15 protein-coding genes are annotated in these 20,883 nt (G+C 69.4%); 11 read left to right on the top strand and 4 right to left on the bottom strand.

Features of this window, described 5'->3' with window-relative positions; genetic code table 11:
* Window positions 1–8: 8 nt before the first annotated feature.
* Complete coding sequence (locus tag QPK29_RS01060) at window positions 9–992, top strand: ThuA domain-containing protein (RefSeq protein ID WP_371769505.1); 984 nt, start codon at window positions 9–11, stop codon at window positions 990–992.
* A gap of 10 nt (window positions 993–1,002) precedes the next feature.
* Window positions 1,003–2,031 carry a LysR family transcriptional regulator gene (locus QPK29_RS01055; RefSeq protein ID WP_371769352.1) on the top strand — a complete coding sequence of 343 codons (1,029 nt, stop codon included), beginning with the start codon at window positions 1,003–1,005 and terminating at the stop codon, window positions 2,029–2,031.
* Here the strand turns inward: QPK29_RS01055 and QPK29_RS01050 are convergent.
* Complete coding sequence (locus tag QPK29_RS01050; RefSeq protein ID WP_371769351.1) at window positions 1,932–5,252, bottom strand: glycosyl hydrolase; 3,321 nt, start codon at window positions 5,250–5,252, stop codon at window positions 1,932–1,934. The genes QPK29_RS01055 and QPK29_RS01050 overlap by 100 nt on opposite strands.
* Window positions 5,253–5,608: 356 nt before the next feature.
* On the opposite strand from QPK29_RS01050, the gene QPK29_RS01045 reads away from it, so the two are divergent.
* From QPK29_RS01045 to QPK29_RS01005, 9 genes are all read left to right on the top strand, one after another.
* Window positions 5,609–7,837 carry a TonB-dependent receptor gene (locus QPK29_RS01045; RefSeq protein ID WP_371769350.1) on the top strand — a complete coding sequence of 743 codons (2,229 nt, stop codon included), beginning with the start codon at window positions 5,609–5,611 and terminating at the stop codon, window positions 7,835–7,837.
* A gap of 73 nt (window positions 7,838–7,910) precedes the next feature.
* Window positions 7,911–8,813, top strand: a complete 903-nt coding sequence (locus QPK29_RS01040) for an alpha/beta hydrolase (RefSeq protein WP_371769349.1) — start codon at window positions 7,911–7,913, stop codon at window positions 8,811–8,813.
* A 10-nt stretch (window positions 8,814–8,823) separates the two neighbouring features.
* Window positions 8,824–10,149, top strand: coding sequence for a glycoside hydrolase family 1 protein (locus tag QPK29_RS01035; protein WP_371769348.1), 1,326 nt, complete (start codon window positions 8,824–8,826; stop codon window positions 10,147–10,149).
* 73 nt (window positions 10,150–10,222) lie between these two features.
* Window positions 10,223–11,839, top strand: coding sequence for a glycoside hydrolase family 43 protein (locus QPK29_RS01030; RefSeq protein WP_371769347.1), 1,617 nt, complete (start codon window positions 10,223–10,225; stop codon window positions 11,837–11,839).
* A 156-nt stretch (window positions 11,840–11,995) separates the two neighbouring features.
* Window positions 11,996–12,400: a C-glycoside deglycosidase beta subunit domain-containing protein gene (locus QPK29_RS01025; RefSeq protein WP_371769346.1), complete on the top strand. Its 405-nt coding sequence runs from the start codon at window positions 11,996–11,998 to the stop codon at window positions 12,398–12,400.
* On the top strand, window positions 12,397–13,284 hold the full coding sequence (locus QPK29_RS01020) for a sugar phosphate isomerase/epimerase family protein (RefSeq protein ID WP_371769345.1): 888 nt from the start codon (window positions 12,397–12,399) through the stop codon (window positions 13,282–13,284). The genes QPK29_RS01025 and QPK29_RS01020 overlap by 4 nt, the downstream gene beginning before the upstream one ends.
* An 18-nt stretch (window positions 13,285–13,302) precedes the next feature.
* Window positions 13,303–14,505, top strand: a complete 1,203-nt coding sequence (locus tag QPK29_RS01015; RefSeq protein ID WP_371769344.1) for an FAD-dependent oxidoreductase — start codon at window positions 13,303–13,305, stop codon at window positions 14,503–14,505.
* Between the two features lie 58 nt (window positions 14,506–14,563).
* Window positions 14,564–15,763, top strand: coding sequence for an MFS transporter (locus QPK29_RS01010; protein ID WP_371769343.1), 1,200 nt, complete (start codon window positions 14,564–14,566; stop codon window positions 15,761–15,763).
* A gap of 28 nt (window positions 15,764–15,791) precedes the next feature.
* A complete protein-coding gene (locus tag QPK29_RS01005; protein ID WP_371769342.1) occupies window positions 15,792–16,448 on the top strand; it encodes a TetR/AcrR family transcriptional regulator in 657 nt (218 codons plus the stop codon).
* On the opposite strand, the gene QPK29_RS01000 is transcribed toward QPK29_RS01005, so the two are convergent.
* Genes QPK29_RS01000 through QPK29_RS00990 form a run of 3 tightly spaced genes read right to left on the bottom strand, consistent with a single transcriptional unit; the run spans window position 16,415 to window position 20,883 of the window.
* Window positions 16,415–17,398 carry a nucleoside hydrolase gene (locus QPK29_RS01000; RefSeq protein WP_371769341.1) on the bottom strand — a complete coding sequence of 328 codons (984 nt, stop codon included), beginning with the start codon at window positions 17,396–17,398 and terminating at the stop codon, window positions 16,415–16,417. The two genes, QPK29_RS01005 and QPK29_RS01000, sit on opposite strands and share 34 nt — an antisense overlap.
* A 31-nt stretch (window positions 17,399–17,429) precedes the next feature.
* Complete coding sequence (locus QPK29_RS00995) at window positions 17,430–18,887, bottom strand: MFS transporter (RefSeq protein WP_371769340.1); 1,458 nt, start codon at window positions 18,885–18,887, stop codon at window positions 17,430–17,432.
* A 22-nt stretch (window positions 18,888–18,909) separates the two neighbouring features.
* Window positions 18,910–20,883 (bottom strand): glycoside hydrolase family 3 protein, encoded by a 1,974-nt coding sequence (locus QPK29_RS00990; protein WP_371769339.1) that lies wholly within the window; start codon window positions 20,881–20,883, stop codon window positions 18,910–18,912.

The raw sequence follows: 20,883 nt of genomic DNA, 5'->3' as shown, positions 1-20,883 counted from the left end.
TCGTGACGATGATGCCGACGCCGCTGACCCGGATGATTGGTGTCTGCCTGCTGCTGGTGCCGCTCCGCGCGGCATGCGAGCCGGCGCCTGCGACAGCGTCGGGGGTATTCAAGGGCTCCTGGGCCGGCCCGTCAGTGGTCAGGTTGCCGGGCCCCGGCCCCGCGCCGGGTGAATCGATCGAGCACTACTTTGCGCACCTGAAGACGGGTCCGCGCACGCCGTCGAAAAAGCATGTGCTGGTGCTCGGCGGCGCCCGTAAATTCCAGCACGATTCGATTCCGGCGGCAATGGCCGGCGTGTTCGCCTGGGGCGAGGCCACAGGCGAGTGGGATGCCGAGCTGCGCACCGACTTCACGCTCGTTCGCGACACGGGCGGGACGCCGATGAATGCCGGCTTCCAGCCGAAAGGTCTGCGCGACTTCGATGCCGTCGTCGTCGCGAGCGCGGACGGCGAATGGGAGCTGGACCCCGGACAGAAACGCGCGCTGCTGGAATTCGTCCGCGCGGGCAAGGGCCTCGTCGTCATGCACGCCGGGATCGATGCCAACCACGGGTGGCGCGACTATATCGACATGGTCGGCGCGGAGCAGGTTGGCCATCCCTACAACACGGTCGAGCAGCCGATCCATGCTTTCACGCTGCTGAACGAAGGCGGCGAGTTCGCCGCGACGCGCCTGCTGCCCCGGCGGTTCGTCAAGCAGGACGAGTTGTATACGCTGCGCAACTGGTCGAGATCCGATATCGACGTGCTGCTGCGTATCGACGACACGACGGTGAGCGACGTCGGCGATGAAGCGCCGCCGGATGGGGATCTACCGGTCGCCTGGGTCAAGATCTATGGAAATGGGCGGGTATTCGCGTCCACGCTGGGCCACACCCGCGAAGCCTGGAAGGATCCGGACGTCGTGAGGATGTACACGCTGGCCATCGAATGGGCGCTGGGCCTGGTGGACGGCCCCGTCGTGCCGCATCCGCAGCGTGCCGCCCGCTGACGCTCCTGCCATGAACGTCCAGAGCATGCGGTTCAACCGCCTCGACCTGAACCTCCTGATCGGGCTGGACGTGCTGCTGGCCGAATGCAATATCACACGGGCGGCGCGGCGCCTGTGCCTGAGCCAGTCGGCCGCGAGCGGCATCCTGGCGCGTTTGCGCGACTACTTCGGCGACGAGCTGCTCGTGCAGTCCGGCCGCCGCATGGTGCCGACGCCATTGGCGCTGTCGCTGATGGAACCCGTGCGCGACATCCTCCTGAAAATCGAGCGGACCGTGGAAACGGCGGCCGACTTCCGGCCCGACGTCGCCTGCCGCCATTTCCGCGTGGTGGCGTCGGACTACGTCGGCTCGGTCGTGCTGGCGGCACTGAGCGCCCGGATCGGTGCCGTGGCGCCGGGTGTGACGCTGGAGATCCTGCAGCCTCACGAACATGCCATGGTCCAGATGGAACGCGGGGAGATCGACCTCCTGCTGATGCCCGAGCGCTATCTGGCGCGCACATATCCTTCCGAGGCGCTGTTCGCGGACCGCTTCAGCTGCATCGTCTGGAGCGGCAATGCGGACGTGGGTGCGCGCCTGACCGAGAGCGACTACCTGCGCCTCGGCCACGTGGCCACGTCCTTCGGCTCGCACCGGCAGGTCGCGTTCGAGGAGACCCATTTCAAGAGCGTCGGCCTGTCGCGCCGCATCGAAGTCGTGTGCGCCACCTTCAACATGTTGCCGCAATTCGTGGTCGGCACCCGGCGCATCGCCACGCTCCCGCACCGACTGGCGGTGCAACTGGCGCGCCACTATCCGGTCCGCGTCGTCGAGCCGCCGCTGGCGATCCCCGGGATCGTGGAATGCATGCAGTGGCACCCGTCCACCCAGCACGACGCGGCCCACGTATGGCTGCGTGCGCTGCTGCGCGATGCCGCGCCGGCCGAGGCGCATGACGGCTACCGCGCGACGCCGTCCACGCAGCCGGACGCCGGCGCGGACAGCAGCTGGACGGGACCCATCATCCCGGATGCCCGCAACGGTGCGTCCGCCGCGTAGATGCCGCTTGCCCCGGTGACCTTGACGGCACCGGGCTGCGCATCCCCGACCAGGCGATTAACCCACAGATTGGTGACTTCGATGTCGAGCCGGTTCGCGCCAGGCAGCAGCCTGCCGCGCAGGTCGAAGCGGTAGGGCGGTTTCCAGGCGATGCCGAGCGGCTGGCCGTTCAGCGTCACCCGGGCCAGGTCGCGCACGTCGCCCAGGTCGAGGATTGTCCGCGCCGGCAGCGGGCCGTCCACGCGGAAGGTCTTGCGATAGGTCGCCGTTCCCGAGAAATAGCGTACGCCCGGGATATCGCTCGTATTCCACGGCGTGAGCCGGTCGAGTGCGAGCACGCCCCCGGGTGCGCCGCGGCCGGCTTCGAACGCAAGCTCCCAGGGGCCGTCCAGCGGCTGCCACGGCGCCAGGACCGCGGGGCCGTCCTGCCGGCCCGGCGTGGCGCCGGCGCGCGGAAAGACGACGAACACCGATTCGCCGGCGTCGAGGCGCAGCGGCACGCGCGTGCCGCCCGGCGCGCGCACATGGCCGGCCGCGGCCAGGCAGGCACTGTCCGGATGCCAGATCTCGGGCGCGCCGCGACCGTCGCGAAACAGGGCGTCGAGCGTGCGCGGTGCCTCGCCGGTGTTCGCGACGAAGTACAGTTCGTGGGTCGGGGTGTGGCGCTGGATCGTCATCACGCCGTCGGCGTCTCCGTCCAGCCGTAGCGCCGGCCGCATGCCGATGCGGGCCAGGCCCGCGTGCAGGTCTCCGGTGCCGTCGACCGTGCCGCGTCCCACGCGGCGCGTGGCCGGCGCGCTGCCGGCGGGGCCCCACAACCGGTCCGCCATGCGCGCGAACGCGGCGGGCGCGTCGGCCAGGCTGGGCGACCCGGCCGGGCGCCGCCCGATCACGGTCGCGCCCGCGTCCACGAGGGCCGCGATCCGGCGCAGCGTCGCCAGCGTCATGCGGCCGCTCGATCCGCCGAGGTAGAGCACGCGGTACTGCGCCCCGCCGCGGGCGACGAGCCGGCCGTCCGCCACGTGCAGCTGGTGCATCAGGATGTCCGGATTGACGTAGTCGAAGCCGTAGCCGGTCGGGACGTCGCGGTTCGGCGCAGCGCCGAACAGGCCGGTGACCGGCGCGTCCTCGCCGTAGAAGTAGGCCACGTCGGCGACGTTGCGGCCCCGCTGCAGCAGGAACGAGGTGCGCGCCAGGTAGTCGATCCACGGCCGCGCCGTCTCGGCCCAGGTCTCGTGACGCGAGAAGTACTGGCCGAGGAAGGGCGCCAGCGCCATGCCGGGCGTGACCCCATCCTGCGGCTGGTGTGCGGAGGTGTGGACGACGATGCGGTTGACGCCGAGCGCGAACTCGATGTCGGCGGTCTTCTTCAGGTCGCGCGGGGCGAAGGCCCAGGGCTGGCCGAACGCGGTCATCGATTCGGCCGCCACCAGGTTGCCGCCGCGGACGTGCGCCACCGAGGCGGCACCCTGCAGGTCGGCGACGAACGTCGGACGCGGTTGCCCGCCGGGGGGCACGGTCCACATCGCGCCCATCGGGATGTCGGCGTGGGCGCGCATGTCCGGGTCGTCGCCCAGCTGGGGTCGGTTGTCTTCCAGTGCCTCGCCGTACACGGTGAGGCCGGCGGCATGTGCGTTGCGCGCCACCGTCGCATAGTGCCCGTCCGCGTACAGGTCGGCGATCGTGCGGCGCAGGTCCCACAGGAAGCGGTCGCTGGACGCGGCGTCGCCGACGATCCGCCCCGTCAGCACCGGCAGCCATGGGAGCGGCGAGTAGCCGCGCCGTGCGGCGAAGGCGTCCTGCATGCCGTCGGTCCAGTTCTGGAACCCCGATTCGATGCTGTCGTTCAGAAGCGCGCGCACGCCGTGGTGCCCCAGCAACCCCGGGCCGACCGCCGCACGCACCTGCCCGAGATAGGTGTCCATGTAGCCGGCCACGTGGCTGGCGTTCAGCTTGTCGACTTCGAGGCCGGTGCCCTCGACGGGTGCCGGCGCGTTTTCCTTCCCGGTCAGGCTGTAGCCAAAACGCAACACCGTCCAGCGTCCCGGCGGTGCGGTCCAGTCCAAGCTGCCGTCCGGGCGCAGCCGCGACGTCAGGTCGATGACGCCGCCCTGCGGCACGCCGCTTGCGTCCGCCGGGGTGTCGAGCGCGTAGTAGTCGCGGGCCGCCGCGAAGCCGGCTTTTTCTTCCACCCGGTGCACGCGCGGCGCCGTGTGCAGCGCCACTTCGGACACGGGAAAGCTGCGCGCCGGCTGGCCGAACGGCGGCAGCAGCACGCCCGGCGCCGCCGGCGGGGCGCCGCCCTCGGCGCTGGCCTTGAGCAGCACGCGCCACCAGCGCGCGGTGCGCGGGGAGAAATTCACGGTCTGGCGCGGCGCGGTCGAGAGCGGGACGGGCGCGACGTCGGTGTACGTATCGCCATCCTCGCTCGCCTGCAGGACGACTTCCGGCAACGGCGGCGCGCCGAAGCCGTGCGGCGCCGGCAGCGCGAGGGTCACGGCGCGGAACGAGGTCGCCTGTCCGTAGTCGAGATCGATCCAGGTGAAGCCGTCCGCGCCAAGTGCCAGTTGTACCGGGTCGGCAAGGCGCCCATCGGACAGCGGTCCGGCGACGTCCTCGCCCGTGCGTGTGCGCACGCGCTGCGCGACCGGCGCGCGCGCCTCGGCCGGCAACGCCAGTACCGCTATGTCGCGGTACCATGCGGGCGCCGCGTGTGCGCCGGCCAAGTCCTGGAATGGCCCGGCGACCGCCGGTGGCGCCGGCAGCCGCGGCGCGGCGCCGCCATCGACCGTGGTCTCGCTCCACACGACCTTTTTCATTGCCTGTTCCGGCTGCACCCACGGGCCGCCGGTCAGGCTCCAGCCCGGCGAGCTGGCGATGCCGAATTCCAGGCCGAGCCGCTCCGCCTCGGCGGCCGCCAGGCGCAGGTTCGCCTGCCAGGCCGCACTGCCGTACACGACGCGCTCCGGTATTACCTGGGGCGTCTGCAGGCTGGCATCGATCTGTTGCAGGCCACCCAGGCCGACGCGCTTCATCCATGCGAGATCCTGCCGGATGCCGTCCGCGCTGACGTTACCGTCCATCCAGTGCCACCAGGTGCGCGGGCGCGCCGCGTCGGGCGGCGTGACGAAGCCGGCGGCAAGCGGCGTGGCAGGTGCGGCAGCACAGGGGAGGGCAGCGTACAGGGAGGCGAGCAACAGGCTGAGGGTCTTGAGGCGCATGTCCGGAGGTCGAGGGTAAGGGTGGACCATTATAGGGACGCGCCGCCGACCCAACCCAGGCCTGATTCCCGATACCTGACCATTCGTCCGGCTGATGGGTCGGCCAATCGTGCAAATGGCGTCGTCCCTGTGGCCACTTGCCTATATCACAGGCCGGGCCGTCCGGGAAGCGCATCCGGGCATTCACGCTTTGGATAGCACCTATAAATAAAATCACGAGCCGAGAGACTTGCCTGCGGATATGCTTCTTTACACAAACTCTTCGCTGCCGTGTCATCGAGCTCCGGTTCGATGACGTCCGAACGGCGCCATATAACGAGAAACGCTGTCCCGCCGGGACGCAATTGGAGATGACAATGCAATACAAACGAATCCTGGAATGCCTGCTGGCCAGCGGCGCTCTGCTGATGTCCGCCAACACGGCCTTCGCCCAGGTCGCGCCACAACCCGCCGACGCCGTTCCGGCGGACGGCAAGAAGGCCGAGGCAGCCGCCAAGGCCGACGCCAACATCGTGGTCGTGACCGCGAACCGCGTCCGTTCGAATGCCCAAACCACGGCGGTGGCGCTGAACGTCTACAACGGCGCGGCATTGGCCGACGCCGGCGTGAGCAACGTGCAGGCACTGCAGGCCATCGACTCCAGCGTCAACGTCACCAGCAACAACGGCGCCGCCTACGTCGCGGTGCGCGGCATCGCGTCGACCGACACCACCGAGACCGGCGACCCGGCCGTGCCGATCGGCCGCGACGGCTTCTTCACCAACCGTTCGTTCGGCATCGCGTCGTCGATGTACGACATCGAGCGTATCGAGGTGCTGAAAGGTCCGCAAGGTACCCTGTTCGGACGTAACTCGACGGGCGGCCTGATCAATATCATCACCGCCAAGCCGCGCGAGGACTTCGGCGGCTACGTGAGCGCGGACATCGGCAACTACAACACCGTCAACCTGGAAGGCGCCGTCAACGTGCCGGTGAGCGACAAGGTGCAGCTGCGCTTCTCCGGCGTCGAACGCCACCATACCGGCTATCGCAACGTGACGGGGGTGAACTTCCGCGGCGACGACGAGGGCAACAAGTCGGGGCGCCTGCAGGTGGCGTTCCAGCCGTTCGCCGGTTTCCAGGGATTGCTGTCGTACCAGAAGGACAAGACCGATGCGATCGGCGACGTCGCCAAGACCATGGCCCTCGGTTCGATGGCGCCGATCGGCGATGCCAAGACATTCCCCGGCTACGCGCCGGTCCTGACCAAGATCGACGGCCACCGCACCCGCTGGGAATTCAGCTACGACCGCCTGCCGTGGGACCTGACGCTGACGTACGCCGGCGGCTACGACTCGCAGGAGTACCACCACAGTACCGACGCCACCGGCCCCGCCTATCCGGCCACGCGCCAGTTCATCCAGAGCGAGCAGCCGGACACGCGCAACCACGAGATCCGCATCTCGACGCCGCTGAAGGGCCGTGTCACCGCGCAGGCCGGCTATTTCTACTTCACGGAACGGAACCTGATCGACAGCGGCGTGCGCAACCTGGCGATGGACCCGGGCATTCCCATCGATTTCTCGAATACCTACGGCATCAAGTTCGACTACGTCATCCGCACCAAGACCCAGGGCCTGTTCTCGCAGGTGGGCTGGAACGTGACGCCGGACTTGAAACTGACCGTCGGCGCCCGCTACTCGCGCGACGAGAAGGATCGTGTGGGGCAGTCGCGCCTGCTGCTGGGCGCGCTGGCCAGCCCGTTCATCCCGGTGCCGGCCTTCACCGTGCCGGGTGACGGCCACGTGGAGGAATCGAAGCCGACCTGGCAGGTGGGCCTGGACTATACGCTCACGCCGCAGAACTTCCTGTACACGAAATACGCGACCGGCTACAAGTCGGGCGGCTTCAACTCGAACGGCAGTGCGGCGTCGTTGCCCTATGCGGCCGAGACGGTCAAGTCGTTCGAAGTCGGCAGCAAGAACATGTTCTGGAACCGCCAGCTCAAGTTCAACGCCTCGCTGTTCTACATGGACTACCAGAACTACCAGGCATCGCAGGCTTCCGACGCACTGAGCAGCGGCACCGGCGTGTTCAACGTCGGCAAGGCCACCATCAAGGGCCTGGAGACGGAACTGGTGGCAACGGTGCCCGACGTCGCGCGCTTCGACGTCAATGCCACGCTGCTGAATACGAAGTTCGGCGAAGGCATCATCGTCAGCGACGGCGCGAGCCCGGCCCAGCCGCATAACATCGGCGGCCACCGCTTGCCGAACGCCCCGACGTTCGTGCTGACGGCGGGCGTGCAGCGCAGCTTCGACGTCGCCGGCGGCGAGATGACGGCGCGCCTGTCGGCCAAGTATTCGTCCGAGTATTTCTACTCCGTGTTCAACAATCCGGACGAGCGCCAGGGATCGTACACCACGGTGAATGCGCTGCTGAAATACCGTCGCGAGGGCAGCAACTGGGAAGTCCAGGGCTATGCCAACAACCTGACCGACCGTGTGGTGCTGGCGAACGCGCAGCACAACTACACGGGCCAGGTGAACACGATCCAGTTCCAGCCGCCGCGTACCGTCGGCGTGCGCGTGCGCTACGACTTCTAAGCAGGGCGTACGGGGAGGAGCCGGCCCGCCCGCTCCTCCGGAAGTTTTTCGCAACCTGATTGTGGACAGCGCGATGCATCGACGATTCGGCTTTCTTTTCCTGTCGTTCCTTTTCCTCGCCGGTCCGGCCGATGCCGCCGGGACCGTGGTCTGCGACCTCCCGGGCATCGACCTGTCGGCGCCCGCGGCAACGAACGGAACAGCCGAAACCTGGGGGTATGACGGCGACACCCGTTTCATCCGCAACGTCAGCCGGCCCACGCTGACACCGGTCCTGCCGGCCGCCGGCACGGCGACGGGCGCGGCTGTCATTGTCGCGCCCGGCGGCGGCTTTTTCGGCTTGGCGATCGACAAGGAAGGTTGCGAGGTCGCGCGCTGGCTCGCCGGCCGGGGCATCGCCGCGTTCGTCCTGAAATACCGCTTGCGGCCGACGCCAGGCCCGGACGACCAGTTCAAGGCCGAGCTGGCCGGCCTGCTGCGCGGCGGGAAAGCCAGCTTTGCCCTGCCGGACGATACAACGCCGGAGGCCGCTGCCGACGGGCTGGCTGCCTTGCGCCATGTGCGTGGGAATGCCGCCCGCTACCGGATCGATCCTGCCCGTGTCGGATTCATGGGGTTCTCCGCAGGTGGATTTCTCACGCGCACCATGGCGGCCGGCGGCGGCCCGGACGTACCCGCGTTCGCGGCGCCGATCTATCCGAACATGGGGCCGCTTGCCGTTCCGGCCAACGCGCCGCCGATGTTCGTGGCCATCGGCCAGAAAGACTTCTTGTTGAAGGGCGCGGGGTTCCCACTGGTCGACAGTTACCGCGCGGCCGGCAAGCCGATAGAATTCCATCTCTTTTCGGACGACGAGCACGGGTTCGGCATGGGCATCAAAGGCAGGACCAGCGAAGGCTGGCTCGACCTTTTGTACCGCTGGATCGCGACACGCGGTTTCCTCGTGGATGGCACCGCACGACATGTCAAACGATGAAAGCAAATTTATGTTGAATCGACGCACTTTTCTCGGCGCCGTCGCGGCGACCGCCGGCGCTGCCACCCTGCCGGGCGCCGCGCGCGCAGCCGCCCGCAGCCCGGCGTTTCCAGCCAAGTTCCTGTGGGGCGCCGCCACGGCCGCCTACCAGGTCGAGGGCAACAACGTCGGCAGCGACGTGTGGGCGATGGAGCATGCCCGTCCGACGGTGTACATGGAACCGTCGGGCGATGCCGCCAACAGCTTCGCGCTCTGGCCCGTCGACCTCGATCTCGTGAAGAGCCTTGGCCTGAACAGCTATCGCTTCAGCCTGGAGTGGGGGCGCATCGAGCCGGCCAAGGGCGAATTCTCGGTCGCCATGCTGGATCATTACAAGGCGATGATCGCCGGCTGCCGGGCCCGCGGCCTCGTGCCGGTGGTGACGTTCAACCACTTCACCACGCCGGTCTGGTTCGCGGCGCAGGGAGGATGGTCCAACCCGGAGGCGCCGGCGTTGTTCGCCCGCTATTGCGAACGCGCCGCGCGCCACCTGGCCGCCGGCATCGGCTACGCGACCACGCTGAACGAACCCAACCTGACTGGCGTGCTCGACCTCGTCCTGCCCGGCGACATCGGCAAGCGGCTGCTGGGCGACGACCGGGCGATGCAGGAGGCCGCCGCACGCGCACACGGCGTGGCGCGTTTCCTGCCCGGGAATCCGTTGTACGTGGCCGATCCGCAGGTCGTGCAACAGCACCTGCTGGCCGGCCACAAGGCGGGGCGCGATGCCATCAAGTCGGTGCGCGCCGACTTGCCGGTGGGCGTCAGCCTGGCCATCATCGATGACCAGCCCGCAGGCGCGCACAGCCTGCGCGACGCGATGCGCGACAAGCTGTACCGGGCCTGGCTGGAAGCGGCGCGCGGCGACGATTTCGTCGGCGTGCAGAACTACGAACGCACCATCTGGGACGACAAGGGCCGGCTGCCGCCGCCGCCAGGCGCGGAGACGAACGACGCCGGCGCGGAAATCTATCCGGCCTCGCTGGCCGACGTGGTCCGGTATGCGCACGAGGTCAGCCGCGTGCCCGTGATGGTCACGGAGCACGGCGTGAACGCGGCCGACGACCGCAAGCGCGCACGCCTGATCCCGGCGGCGCTCGCGGAACTCAAGCGCGCGATCGACGACGGCGTGCCGGTGCTCGGCTATATGCACTGGTCGCTGATCGACAATTACGAGTGGGTGTTCGGGTACGGGCCGAAATTCGGCCTGTGCACGCTGGACCGCAACACGTTCAAGCGGACCCCCAAGCCCAGTGCCGCGGTATTGGGGGCGATCGCGACACGCAATTCGCTTTGAGCGCGTTATCCATGCTCGCGCAACGCCGGCCCTCAGTGCCGGCTTTTTTTCACCGCCATTCAGGACCACGATGATGACAACATCCAGACAGACCGCCGGCAGGCTCGCGCAGCTCGTCCTCGCCGCCTCCCTGTGCGCCGCCACCACGGCCGGCGCGCAGGTCGCGTACCAGAACCCCGTGCTGCCGGGCTTCTATTCCGATCCCAGCGTGTGCCGGGTCGGCAAGGATTACTACATGGTCCACAGCAGTTTCGGCTACTTCCCCGGTGTGCCGATCTTCCACAGCACGAACCTCGTGAACTGGGAGCAGATCGGCCACGTGCTGGCGCGGCCGGAACAGGTTCCGCTGCAGAAGGCCGGCGTCACGCTCGGCATCTTCGCGCCGACCCTGCGCTGCCATGACGGCGTGTACTACATGATCACGACGAACATCACGGACAAGGGCAATTTCTACGTGACCGCAACCGATCCGCGCGGTCCGTGGTCCGATCCCGTCTGGATCGACATGCCAGGCATCGACCCCAGCCTGTTCTTCGACGACGACGGCAAGGCGTACGTGACGTCCACGGTGAACTGGGGGCCGAACATCCATGAGGGCATCCATCTCGCGCAGATCGACATCCGTACCGGCAAGTTGTTGACCGCGCCCAGGAACGTCTGGGCCGGTACCGGCGGGCGCTATCCCGAAGGGCCGCACCTGTACAAGAAGGACGGCTGGTACTACCTGATGATCGCGGAAGGCGGCACCCAGTTCGGCCACAAGGAAACGATCGCGCGCAGCCGCCGCATCGACGGCCCGTACATGGGCGACCCCGGCAATCCCATCATGACCCACGCCGATATGAACGCGGAGACCAGCGTCATCCAGGGGCTCGGACACGGTGACCTGGTGCAGACGCAGGACGGCGCGTGGTTCATGCTGGCGCACGCCTTCCGCCAGCACGACGACCATCAGATCCTCGGGCGCGAGACCTTCCTGGCGCCGGTCCGCTGGGACAAGGACGCGTGGCCCGTCGTCAACGCCAACGGCACGGTCAGCGAGCGGATGGAAGCGCCCGCGCTGCCGGGGCCCGTCGTGAAGCAGGACGCAGCGCGCGCCGAGGACTTCTCCGGCAAGCGGCTCGGCCACGAATGGAACTACCTGCACAACCCGCGCAGCGACCGCTATTCGCTGGCGGAGCGGCCCGGCTTCCTGCGCCTGCACGGCACCGCCGTCACGCTGGCCGACGTCGACGGCGTGACCTTCGTGGGCCGCCGCCAGCAGCACTTCGAGTTCGAGGCGGACACCACGCTCGACTTCGAGCCGCGCGCCGACGGCGAGGAGGCCGGCCTCACGCTGTTCAAGGACGACAAGCATCACTACGCGCTGTCCGTGACGCGGCAGGGCGGACAGCGCGTCGCCGTGCTGCGCATCCGGCTGGGACTGATCGGCACCGTCCTGCGCACCGTCCCGCTGGCGGACGGTCCGGTCACGTTGCGGGTCGGCGGCAACAAGGACAGGTACGCGTTCGCCGTCCGCCAGGGCAGCGGCGCCTGGACCGGCCTCGGCGAGGCCGACACCCGCTACCTGAGTTCCGTCACGGCAGGTGGCTTCACCGGCGTGTACATCGCCCTCTACGCCACCGCAAACGGCAAGCCCGAGATGGCGCCGGCCGACTTCGACGCGTTCGCGTACCGCCCGGCACCCTGAAACCCGCATCCGGCCGCCGTCCCGGCGGCCGGTCAATGACGACAGACCCGAAATAACGCTTGCATTCGATACGGACGCAGGCATAATTTGCAGCAAAAATACGAATCCGTATTCGGATTCGATAAATCGACAACCAGCCTCGAGGAGACCGCAGACATGCTTGAACGAACCCTTTTCCAAAGTACCGGATTCAGAAACACCGGCCCCGCTGGCCGGCGCGACGGCTTCGAATTCCGCCTGCGCCTGCCGTCGTATCGCGGGTTGCGTGCCAGCCTCGTGGACGGTGTCGACGTCACCATCGACGGCGAGGCATTCGGGCACGAAGCCAACCGCTACCTGATCGGGGGCAGCGAATTCACGCTCGCCACGTTGCGCGAGGCCGCCGACGTGCGCTGGCCGATGGACGAGGCCGGCGTCGTCCGCGTTCCGAAGGCCGGCGGCCTTGCGCCGGGCGTGCACGAGGTGACGGTGCGCGTGCGCGTGCGCCAGTCGTACATCCCGATCGAATTCCAGCCCTCGGTGATCGTCGAAACCCGTCACGCCACGGTGGTGCAACCATGAGCGCCTTCAAATACGGTGTGTCCCTGTACAGCTTCACCGACGACCTCGGCACCGTGATGGACCTGGAGGATGCGTTCGACGCGATCGCGGACATCGGCGCGACCGGCATCGAGATCCTGGGGGAAGGGCATGTGAAGGGCTACCCGGCGCCGACGATGGCCTGGATCGACAACTGGTTCGCACTGCTCGAGAAGTACAAGCTGGAGCCGACCAACTACGGCGCGTGGATCGATACCCGCCTGCGCCTCGGGCGCGCGATGACGGCGCAGGGAGGTGCCGCCGACCTGGCTCGCGACCTGCGGCTCGCGGCGCGCCTGGGCTTTCGTTACGTGCGCCCGAAGATCGGCGTCGTGTCGTTCGACCTCGTGCCGGACCCGATCTGGGAAGAGTCCATCGAGCGCTGCCTCGACCTCGCGCACGACCTCGACATCGTCATCTGCCCGGAAATCCATGCGCCCACGCCGATCCGGCACCCCGTCGTGGACTCGTACATCGCATTCATCGAGCGCACGAAGACGAAGCATTTCGGCCTGCTGATCGATACCGGCATCTTCCAGGACCGGCCGCTGCCGTACTTCCCGGGCGAGACGCCCGAGATGCGGCGCGACTTCCTCAACGGGATCAAGGTGCCGCCCGCGGACTTCCTCGCCATCGCGCAATACGTCGTGTTCATCCAGGCCAAGTTCCACGCGATCGACGAGTCCCTCGTGGACGCCAACATTCCCTGGGAGTCCGTCATCCCGATGCTGAAGCAGGCCGGCTACAGCGGGTACCTGTCGTCCGAATACGAGGGCGACCGGGCCCCGTGGCGGTCGGTGGAGCAGGTGCGGCGCCAGCATGCGCTGATCCGCAGGATCGAGCGCGACCACGACGCCAACCGTTGACACGAAAGGAGAAGAACCATGGCAAGCAAAGGCAGGATCGCCATCGTCGGGGCGGGCCCCGGCGGCATGGCCGCGGCACTGGCCGCGCACAAGAAGGGTTTCGAAGTCCGGCTGTTCGAGCGCTACCCGGAGGTCAAGCCGGCGGGGAACATCCTGAACCTGTGGCCGCCGCCACAGCAGATCCTCAAGCTGATCGGCGTCGATACCGGCAATCTCGGCGCGCCATGTGCCATCCGCTTCGAGCGCCACGACGGCCGCAAGCGCGCCGACGTCGTGCTGCCGGAAGAGGTCGTGCGCGAATACGGCGGCGGGTTCATCGGCCTGATCCGCTGGGGCCTGTACAAGCGCATGCTGGCCGCGATGCCGGCCGGGATGCTGCAGCTGGATCACGATTGCCAGGCGATCGAGGACCGCGGACGCGACGTGCTGCTGCGCTTCAGGAACGGGCGCGAATACGTCGCCGACGTCGTCATCGGTGCCGACGGCCTGAATTCGTTCGTGCGGCGCCACCTGTGGGGCGACGAACCGATCCGGCACCAGCGCCTGCACCTGGTCGGCGGTTACCTGCTGTGGGACGGCGAGGCACCGACCGAGGGCGTGATCGCGCACGACCGGACGACGCAATGCAGCTATACGCCGATCCGGCACGACGACAAGGTCGGCTACGAATGGTGGGTGCTGGAGGCGTGCGATCCCGACGCGCCGCCGCCGCCGGACCTGCTGGGCTGGGCGGCGGAACGGGCGACGAATTTCTCCCCGACGATGCGCGATCTGATCGCGCGCACGCCGCCGGAGCACGTGCAGCGCTGGCCGATCCGCGACCGGGTCCCGCGCGACCAGTGGTCGAAAGGGCGCATCACGCTGGTCGGCGACGCGGCCCACCCGACGTCGCCCTACGCGGCGTACGGCGCTGGCATGTCGATCGAGGACGGCTACTTCCTCGCCCACGAGCTGGCCGCGGTCGACCTGGCCGATACCGGCGCGGCGCGGCGCGCACTGCAGGCGTACGAGGAGCGGCGCAAGCCGCACACGGTGCGCGTCGTGCAGGAGGCGTACATGACCGGCAAGGCGTTCCACCACATGCCCGCGCTGTTGCGGCCATTGCGCGACCTCGTGTACGACCACACGCCGTTTTTGCAGAAGGTCATCGGCAACGATACGCCCCAGCACATCTGCGCGCAGCTGGACGAGATCAGGGCCACGCTCGCGACGGGCGGCTGAGCCCATCGCATGAACGGAACGGCCACCCGGCCGTTCCACCGAATCCCAAAGGATGTCCATGGATATGCTTACACCCAACCAACGCCAGGCCGGGACGGCCGGCGCCGCGCAGGGCCTCGCGCTGATCTTCGCGGCGGCGCTGCCGACGATGGCCATCGTGTCGCTGGTGCCCAACCTGCCGCAGCTCTTCGCGCATTTCGGCGCCGCGCCGCATGCGGCGTGGCTGGTGCCGATGATCCTGACCTTGCCCTCGCTGTGCATCGCCCTGTTCTCGCCGCTGATCGGCACTCTCATCGACACCTGGGGCCGGCGCCCCGTGATGCTGGCGTCGCTGGCGCTGTTCACCGCGGTCGGCGTGCTGCCGTATGCGATGGAGAACCTGACCTGGGTGCTCGTCACGCGCTTCTTCGTCGGGATCGCCGAGGCCGGGATCCTGGCCGCGCAGAACGCGCTGATGGGCGACTACTTCGCGGGCGCGCGGCGCCAGCGCTGGCTCGGCCTGTTAAGTGTCATCAGCCCCGTGGTGGCCGCCCTGTTCGTGCTCGCCGGCGGCGCGCTCGGCGCCGTCGACTGGCATGCACCGTTCCTGCTGTACCTCGCCGGCGCGCCGATGCTCGCGTGGGCGGCCTCCTGCCTGTACGAACCGGCGCGCGCGCGGACGGGCAACGCGGCCGCAGCGGGTCCGTTCCCCTGGGCCGCCGCGCGCGGCGTCGCGCTGGTGACGATCGGCGTCTCGGTCCTGTACTTCGTCCAGGCGGTGCAACTGGGACGCGTGTTCTACGACCACGGCGTCGCGTCGCCGGCGGCGATCGGCCTGCATGTCACCATCGCCAGCGCGGGCGTGGTCCTGGGCGGCATCGTCTTCACGCGCCTGGGCGGCATGCGGATGCCCGCGCGCTTCGCGCTGATGTTCGCCAGCCTGGGCTTGGGCTATGCCGGGCTGGGACTGGCGCCCACGGCGGGGACGGCCCTCGCGTGCGCGCTGCTGGCGCAGTTCGGCAACGGCCTCGCGGTCCCGGTACTGATCGGCTGGGCGCTGGACAAGTTCGGCGCGGCGCACCGGGGACGCGGCATGGGCATCTGGGGCGCCTGCTTCTTCGTCGGGACCTTCCTGAGCCCACCGCTGCTCACCGCGCTGACCGGCCTGGCGGGATCCCTGCTGGGCGCCGTGGCCGGCGTCGGTGCGGGCTGCCTCGTGCTGGCGGGTGTCGTGTTCGCGCTGCGCGGACGTCAACCCGGGCCGGCGCCGATCCGGTAAACTGCCGGGGTCAGTCACAGGAGCATCGATGAGTACAGCCAAGCCGACCAGGCAATCCGCCGTCCCGAAACAGCAGCGCAGCCGCGCATCGTACGAGAAGGTGCTCGCGGCGACCCGGCGCCTCCTGACCGATGAAAAGGGCGCGGATTTCACCCTGGCCGACGTGAGCCGCGAATCCGGCGTCTCCATCGGCGGCATCTACGGGCGTTTCGAGAACCGGATGGCGCTCATCCTGGAAGTGCAGCTGCGCACCAACGAAAAGATGCTCGAGGAGTGCGCGGCAGGCATCGCGCAGGCCGTCGCTGCCGCGCGCGACGGCAGGGACCTGATGCGGCGCCTCGCCGTCGAGGTCGCGGAGTCGCTGCGCCGGGACCGCGACATCATCAAGGCCATCGTCGACGCGTCGCTGGCCGATGCGCAGATCGCGCAGGAAGGCCTGCATGTCTATGCGGGCCAGCTCGCGCTGTTCCGGTCCGCGCTGCTGGCCCGGCGCGCCGAGATCGCCCATCCGGAACCGGACGAGGCGATCGAGTTCTGCTTCCTGAGCATCTACGAGATCGTCGCCAGCCATTTCGGCTTCGGCCGGCGCAAGAGCGCGGAGGATGCGCAGTGGCCGAAGCTGCTGGCGCAACTGCAGCACCTGTGCGTGTCCTACCTGACGACCCCGCCGGAAGCCGCCGCCTGATTCTTCAGCAGCGCCAGGAAGTCCCCCAGGGCGAGCCGGACGTCGAGCTGCTCGAACATCCGCACGGTGCGTCCCGGGACCATGGCGCCGTAGCGCCCGTCGGCACGGATCCGCCGCGCCGGTACGTCGCGATAGCGGCTGCTCTCGGCCGAGACCGCGGACAGCAGCACCAGCGGGCTGTCGCCCAGCGGCCAGGCGCCGCCGACGTCGATCCAGTCCGGCGGCGTCGTGAAGCGATCGTACAGCCACGCCGCCAGCGGCGAGATCGGCCGCAGCTCCGCTTCCATCTCGGCCACCGAATACTGCATCTGCCGGTAGGCGGGCTGCGGCACCATCCACAGCGGCACGCGGCTGCGCTCGACCACCAGCCGTGCCGCCTCGACATCCGTCATGAGGTTGTATTCCCAGCCGCCCGCCGGGTACGCGCCGCCGCCGATCCAGATCACGGTCATGCGCGCGGCGATCGACGGGTCCAGGCGCAGGGCGGCGGCGACATTGGTGAGCGGGCCGCCGCACGTCACGATCAGGGGCAGCGGATCGTCGCGCAGCGCTTCCGCGACGATGGCGCGGGCCGCGGCCGAGGGCGCGGGCGCAAAGTCCTCGGTACCGCCCGCGACGACGGGCGGGTTCGCCATGCCGATGCGGCGGACGAGCTCGTCGACCAGCCAGCAGCCGAGATCGACGGTCCGGCCCTTGTCGGCGCCGGCCGAAAACTTCGGGTCCAGCGCCGACACGGTGACCAGCGGTACCCTTGTCTTCGGCGACAGCAGCTGGTGCGCCAGTGCGGCGAGGCCGTCGGGGTCGCCCCCGAAGTCGTTGTCGACGATGACGCGGGCGGACGGCCGTTGCGGGATGGTGCGGCCCGCGGCGGGCGCGAACGCCATGCTGCCCAGGATGGCCGAGAGGCCCGCGCAGAAGGTACGGCGGCTGCCGGATTCGTTCGGGTGCATGTCGCTCCTCGTGGAATGTCGGCGTACGCGGTCAGGCCGGGCGCCGTGCGAGATTGACGCAGACGACGGCGCCGCCGAGCAGCAGCCCGGCGAACAACGGCAGCACCTGGCGGTAGGCGCCCACGTAGTCGTAGCCGTGGCCGAGGTCGACCGCCGGCCCGCCGTGGAAGAACAGCAGGCCCGCCAGCGCCACGCCGAGCGCGCCCGCCAGTTGCTGGACGGCGCTGAGCAGGCCGGACGCCGCGCCCGCCTCGGCGAGCGGGACGTCGGCCAGGGTCGCGTTCGACAACGGCGGCCCGACGAGCCCCAGGCCGACGCCCATCGCAAGCTGGCCCAGCACGAGCGCCCACAGCGGCAGCGCCGGCTGGCCGATCGCCCAGCCGATCAGGAGCACGCTGGCCAACTGCGCGGCGGCGCCGGGGAGCAGCGCGAAGGTGCCGAGGCGGCGGTGCAGCACGGGACCGAGCAGGCTGATGCCCACCATGGCGCCCAACGCGATCGGCGCGCAGGCGTAGGCCATTTGCGACGCCGACAGCCCCTGTCCCCCTTGCAGCACGAAGGTCATCACCAGCAGGTAGCCCGGCACGACGGGTTGCAGGCACAGGCCACACAACAGGCCGAGCGCGACCCGCCGGCGCTTGAGGAGGCCCGGCGGCACCAGCGCGTGGCCATGCCGGCGCTCGCGCCAGCCCAGGTAGCGCCAGGTGAGCCACGTGAGGGGCAGGGCGGCGGCGAGCGTCGCACCGGCCCACAGCGGCCAGCCGCGTGCCGGGCCTTCGATCAGCGGCAGCAGGATCGCGAACAGCAGCGCGACCGACAGCAGGGCGCCTTTCAGGTCCAGTGCGACCGGGTGGATGCCGCGGCCCTTCGGCAGCAGGAGGATGCCCGCCGTCAGGCTGGCCACGCCCACCGGCAGGTTGATCAGGAAAGCCAGGCGCCAGCCGAGGCCGAACCAGTCGGCGTCGATCAGCAGCCCGCCGACGATGGGCCCGAGCGCGGCCGAGATCCCGCCCAGGAAGCCGAACACGGCGTACACGCGGTAGCGCAGCTCGGGCGGATACATCACCTGCACGAGCGCCATCACCTGCGGTACCATCAGCGCCGCGCTGCCTCCCTGCAGCAGCCGTCCCGCCTCGAGCACGCCGACGCTGGGCGCCAGGCCGCACAGCAGCGAGGTGAACGTGAACAGCGCAACGCCGAGCAGGAACATGCGGCGGTAGCCGTGGCTGTCGCCCATGCGTCCGCCCAGGATCAGCAGCACGGCGAAGGCGACGGAATAGCCGGCAATGACCCATTCCAGCGCCGCCGTGCTGGCGGAGAGGCTGTGGCCGATCGACGGTATCGCGACGTTGACGATGGTGGTGTCGAGCAGGTCCATCACGAAGGCGCAGGCGACGGCGATCAGGGCGGCGGTGCGGCGGCGCGGACTGAAGCCGGCGGCGGCGGCGAACGCGGACTCGTGGGAGGCGGCGGAAGGGGAGACGTTCATCGGTTATGAGGGTGAAAAGTGATCAGTACGACAGCCCGAAGCCGAACGGGAACAGCGGCGCGTCGCTGTCGCGCGGCACGTCGGGACGCTGGCGCGCCACGGCGGCCATGGACGAGGGGAGTTCGATGGGCAGGCGGCCTTGCGGGCGCGACTTGCCGGTCACGACGTCGAGCAGCGCGTCGTCGCTCACGCCGAAGTTGGCCAGCACGGCGCCGGCCTTGTCGACGATATTGGTCAGGATGGCGCCGCGCTCCAGGTTGACGGTGACGACGGTCGGGACGTGCGCCGCCGCGCGCTTGACGGCTTCGTAGTCGGGATTGCCGTCCGCAAAAGCGAGCGTGCCCTCGTGCTGCAGCAGGCCGAAGATGAAGCGCGGATGCAGCATCTCGGAAGGCGTGGCCGCGCGCACGATGGCCACGTCGGCCTGTTCCGGCGTCGCCACGGGCGTAAAGCCGTAGCGCGCCGCGACCGCCGGGTCGACGCCGTGCAGCCAGACCTTGCGCCCGGCGGCAGCCAGCGGTAACAGGTTTCCCCTGTTCTGCAGCAGCACCAGCGAGCGGCGCTGCGCGTCCAGGCCCTGGGCACGGAATTCGGGCTTGCCGACGATCTCGCCGGCGCGGGCCTCGTCCACGAATGGATGCTCGAACAGGCCTTGCTGGAATTTTTGCAGCAGGATGCGGGCGACCGACGCGTCGATCCGGGCGACCGGCAATTCGCCGGCGCGCACGGCGTCGACGAGGTAAGACGCCTCCTCGGTGCCGCCGAACTGGTCGACGCCGGCGGCGACGGCCTTCACGAACCGCGCGCGCTTGCCAAGGTGCTCGACGCCCCACGGCGTGCCGAACTGCGGGAAGAACGCGAGCGGCGTGACGCCGTTCGGCGCGCCGTCCGCGCACGGGCCGGTGCAGTCGCCGGTGATGGCCCAGTCGCTGAGCACCACGCCGGCGAATCCCTTCTTCCCGCGCAACAGGTCGGTCAGCAGCGCGTGGCTGTAGCCGCCGCCGACCGCGTCGAGCGTGGTGCCGCCCACGTCGACCGGGCCGTCCGGCATGGAATATGTCGGCATGACGCTCGCCACGTGCGCCGCGAAGGCGCCGTCGAACGGCAGCAGGTGGTAGGCGAAGTTCGCGCCGGGGAACGTCATGAACTTGCCGTACGGGTTGTGGCTGTCCCAGCCATCCTTCGCCGCGCCGTAGCCGGCCCAGTGCTTGACGACGGCCACGACGCTGCCGTCGTGCAGGCCCGTCGTGCCATTCTGCAGGCCCGCGACAGTGGCCTCCACGTGCCGCCGGGCGATGGCGGCGTCCTCGCCGAAGGTCGAGAACACGCGCGGCCAGCGCGGCTCGGTCGCGAGGTCGGCCTGGGGCGACAGCGCCTGCGTGAACCCGGTCGCGAGATACTCCTGTCGCACGACGTCGGCAAAGCGCCGGGTGAGGGCGGGATCGTCGATGGCGGCGAGCCCGAGCGGTTCCGGCCATTGGGAGAACCCGGCGGCGGCCACGCTTTGCCCGACGGTGTACTGAAAATGGTTGCGCGGATCGGTGCTGAGCGAGACCGGGATCGCGAGGCGCGTCTGTTCCGCGAGCGCCTGCAGGCGGTTGTGGTCGGCCGCGAGCGTGCCGGCGGCGCCATGCTGGCGGCTGACGAACGTGTTGACGTGGCGCTCCAGCACCAGCGGGCGCGCCGCGGCGAGGTCGGTCCGGCTGCCGTCGGCGCTCGCGGGCAGGTTACCGTGCATCATGACGCCGGCCTTCTCCTCCAGCGTCATCGCGGCCACGAGCGCGTCGGCCCGCGTGCGGGCGGGCAGGCGCCAGTCCTCGTAGGCGTCGAGCCTGCCGTTGCGGTCCAGGTCGCGGAACTGCAGGCCGTCGACCCGGATGAGGGGGACGGAGCGGGTGGTGAGCGGCGGCTGCGCCGGCGCGGCCGTGGCCGTGGCCGTGGCGACGATGGCCGTGACGGTGCCTGCCGCGAGGCGCGGCAAGAATGGGTAATGCAT

It is taken from the genome of Massilia orientalis, assembly GCF_030411975.2.
GTDB classification, from domain to species: domain Bacteria; phylum Pseudomonadota; class Gammaproteobacteria; order Burkholderiales; family Burkholderiaceae_D; genus Telluria; species Telluria orientalis.
The sequence above is the reverse complement of the archived record's forward strand: the minus strand, read 5'-3'. Positions and strand labels throughout refer to the sequence as shown.

Bases quoted from the DNA above. Each gene is read 5' to 3' on its own strand.
- QPK29_RS01015 (WP_371769344.1), top strand. From the start codon at position 13,303: ATGGCAAGCAAAGGCAGGATCGCCATCGTCGGGGCGGGCCCCGGCGGC.
- QPK29_RS01040 (WP_371769349.1), top strand. From the start codon at position 7,911: ATGCATCGACGATTCGGCTTTCTTTTCCTGTCGTTCCTTTTCCTCGCC.
- QPK29_RS01035 (WP_371769348.1), top strand. From the start codon at position 8,824: ATGTTGAATCGACGCACTTTTCTCGGCGCCGTCGCGGCGACCGCCGGC.
- QPK29_RS01000 (WP_371769341.1), bottom strand. From the start codon at position 17,398: ATGCACCCGAACGAATCCGGCAGCCGCCGTACCTTCTGCGCGGGCCTC.
- QPK29_RS01030 (WP_371769347.1), top strand. From the start codon at position 10,223: ATGACAACATCCAGACAGACCGCCGGCAGGCTCGCGCAGCTCGTCCTC.
- QPK29_RS00995 (WP_371769340.1), bottom strand. From the start codon at position 18,887: ATGAACGTCTCCCCTTCCGCCGCCTCCCACGAGTCCGCGTTCGCCGCC.
- QPK29_RS01060 (WP_371769505.1), top strand. From the start codon at position 9: ATGATGCCGACGCCGCTGACCCGGATGATTGGTGTCTGCCTGCTGCTG.
- QPK29_RS01020 (WP_371769345.1), top strand. From the start codon at position 12,397: ATGAGCGCCTTCAAATACGGTGTGTCCCTGTACAGCTTCACCGACGAC.
- QPK29_RS01055 (WP_371769352.1), top strand. From the start codon at position 1,003: ATGAACGTCCAGAGCATGCGGTTCAACCGCCTCGACCTGAACCTCCTG.
- QPK29_RS01045 (WP_371769350.1), top strand. From the start codon at position 5,609: ATGCAATACAAACGAATCCTGGAATGCCTGCTGGCCAGCGGCGCTCTG.
- QPK29_RS00990 (WP_371769339.1), bottom strand. From the start codon at position 20,883: ATGCATTACCCATTCTTGCCGCGCCTCGCGGCAGGCACCGTCACGGCC.
- QPK29_RS01005 (WP_371769342.1), top strand. From the start codon at position 15,792: ATGAGTACAGCCAAGCCGACCAGGCAATCCGCCGTCCCGAAACAGCAG.
- QPK29_RS01050 (WP_371769351.1), bottom strand. From the start codon at position 5,252: ATGCGCCTCAAGACCCTCAGCCTGTTGCTCGCCTCCCTGTACGCTGCC.
- QPK29_RS01025 (WP_371769346.1), top strand. From the start codon at position 11,996: ATGCTTGAACGAACCCTTTTCCAAAGTACCGGATTCAGAAACACCGGC.
- QPK29_RS01010 (WP_371769343.1), top strand. From the start codon at position 14,564: ATGGATATGCTTACACCCAACCAACGCCAGGCCGGGACGGCCGGCGCC.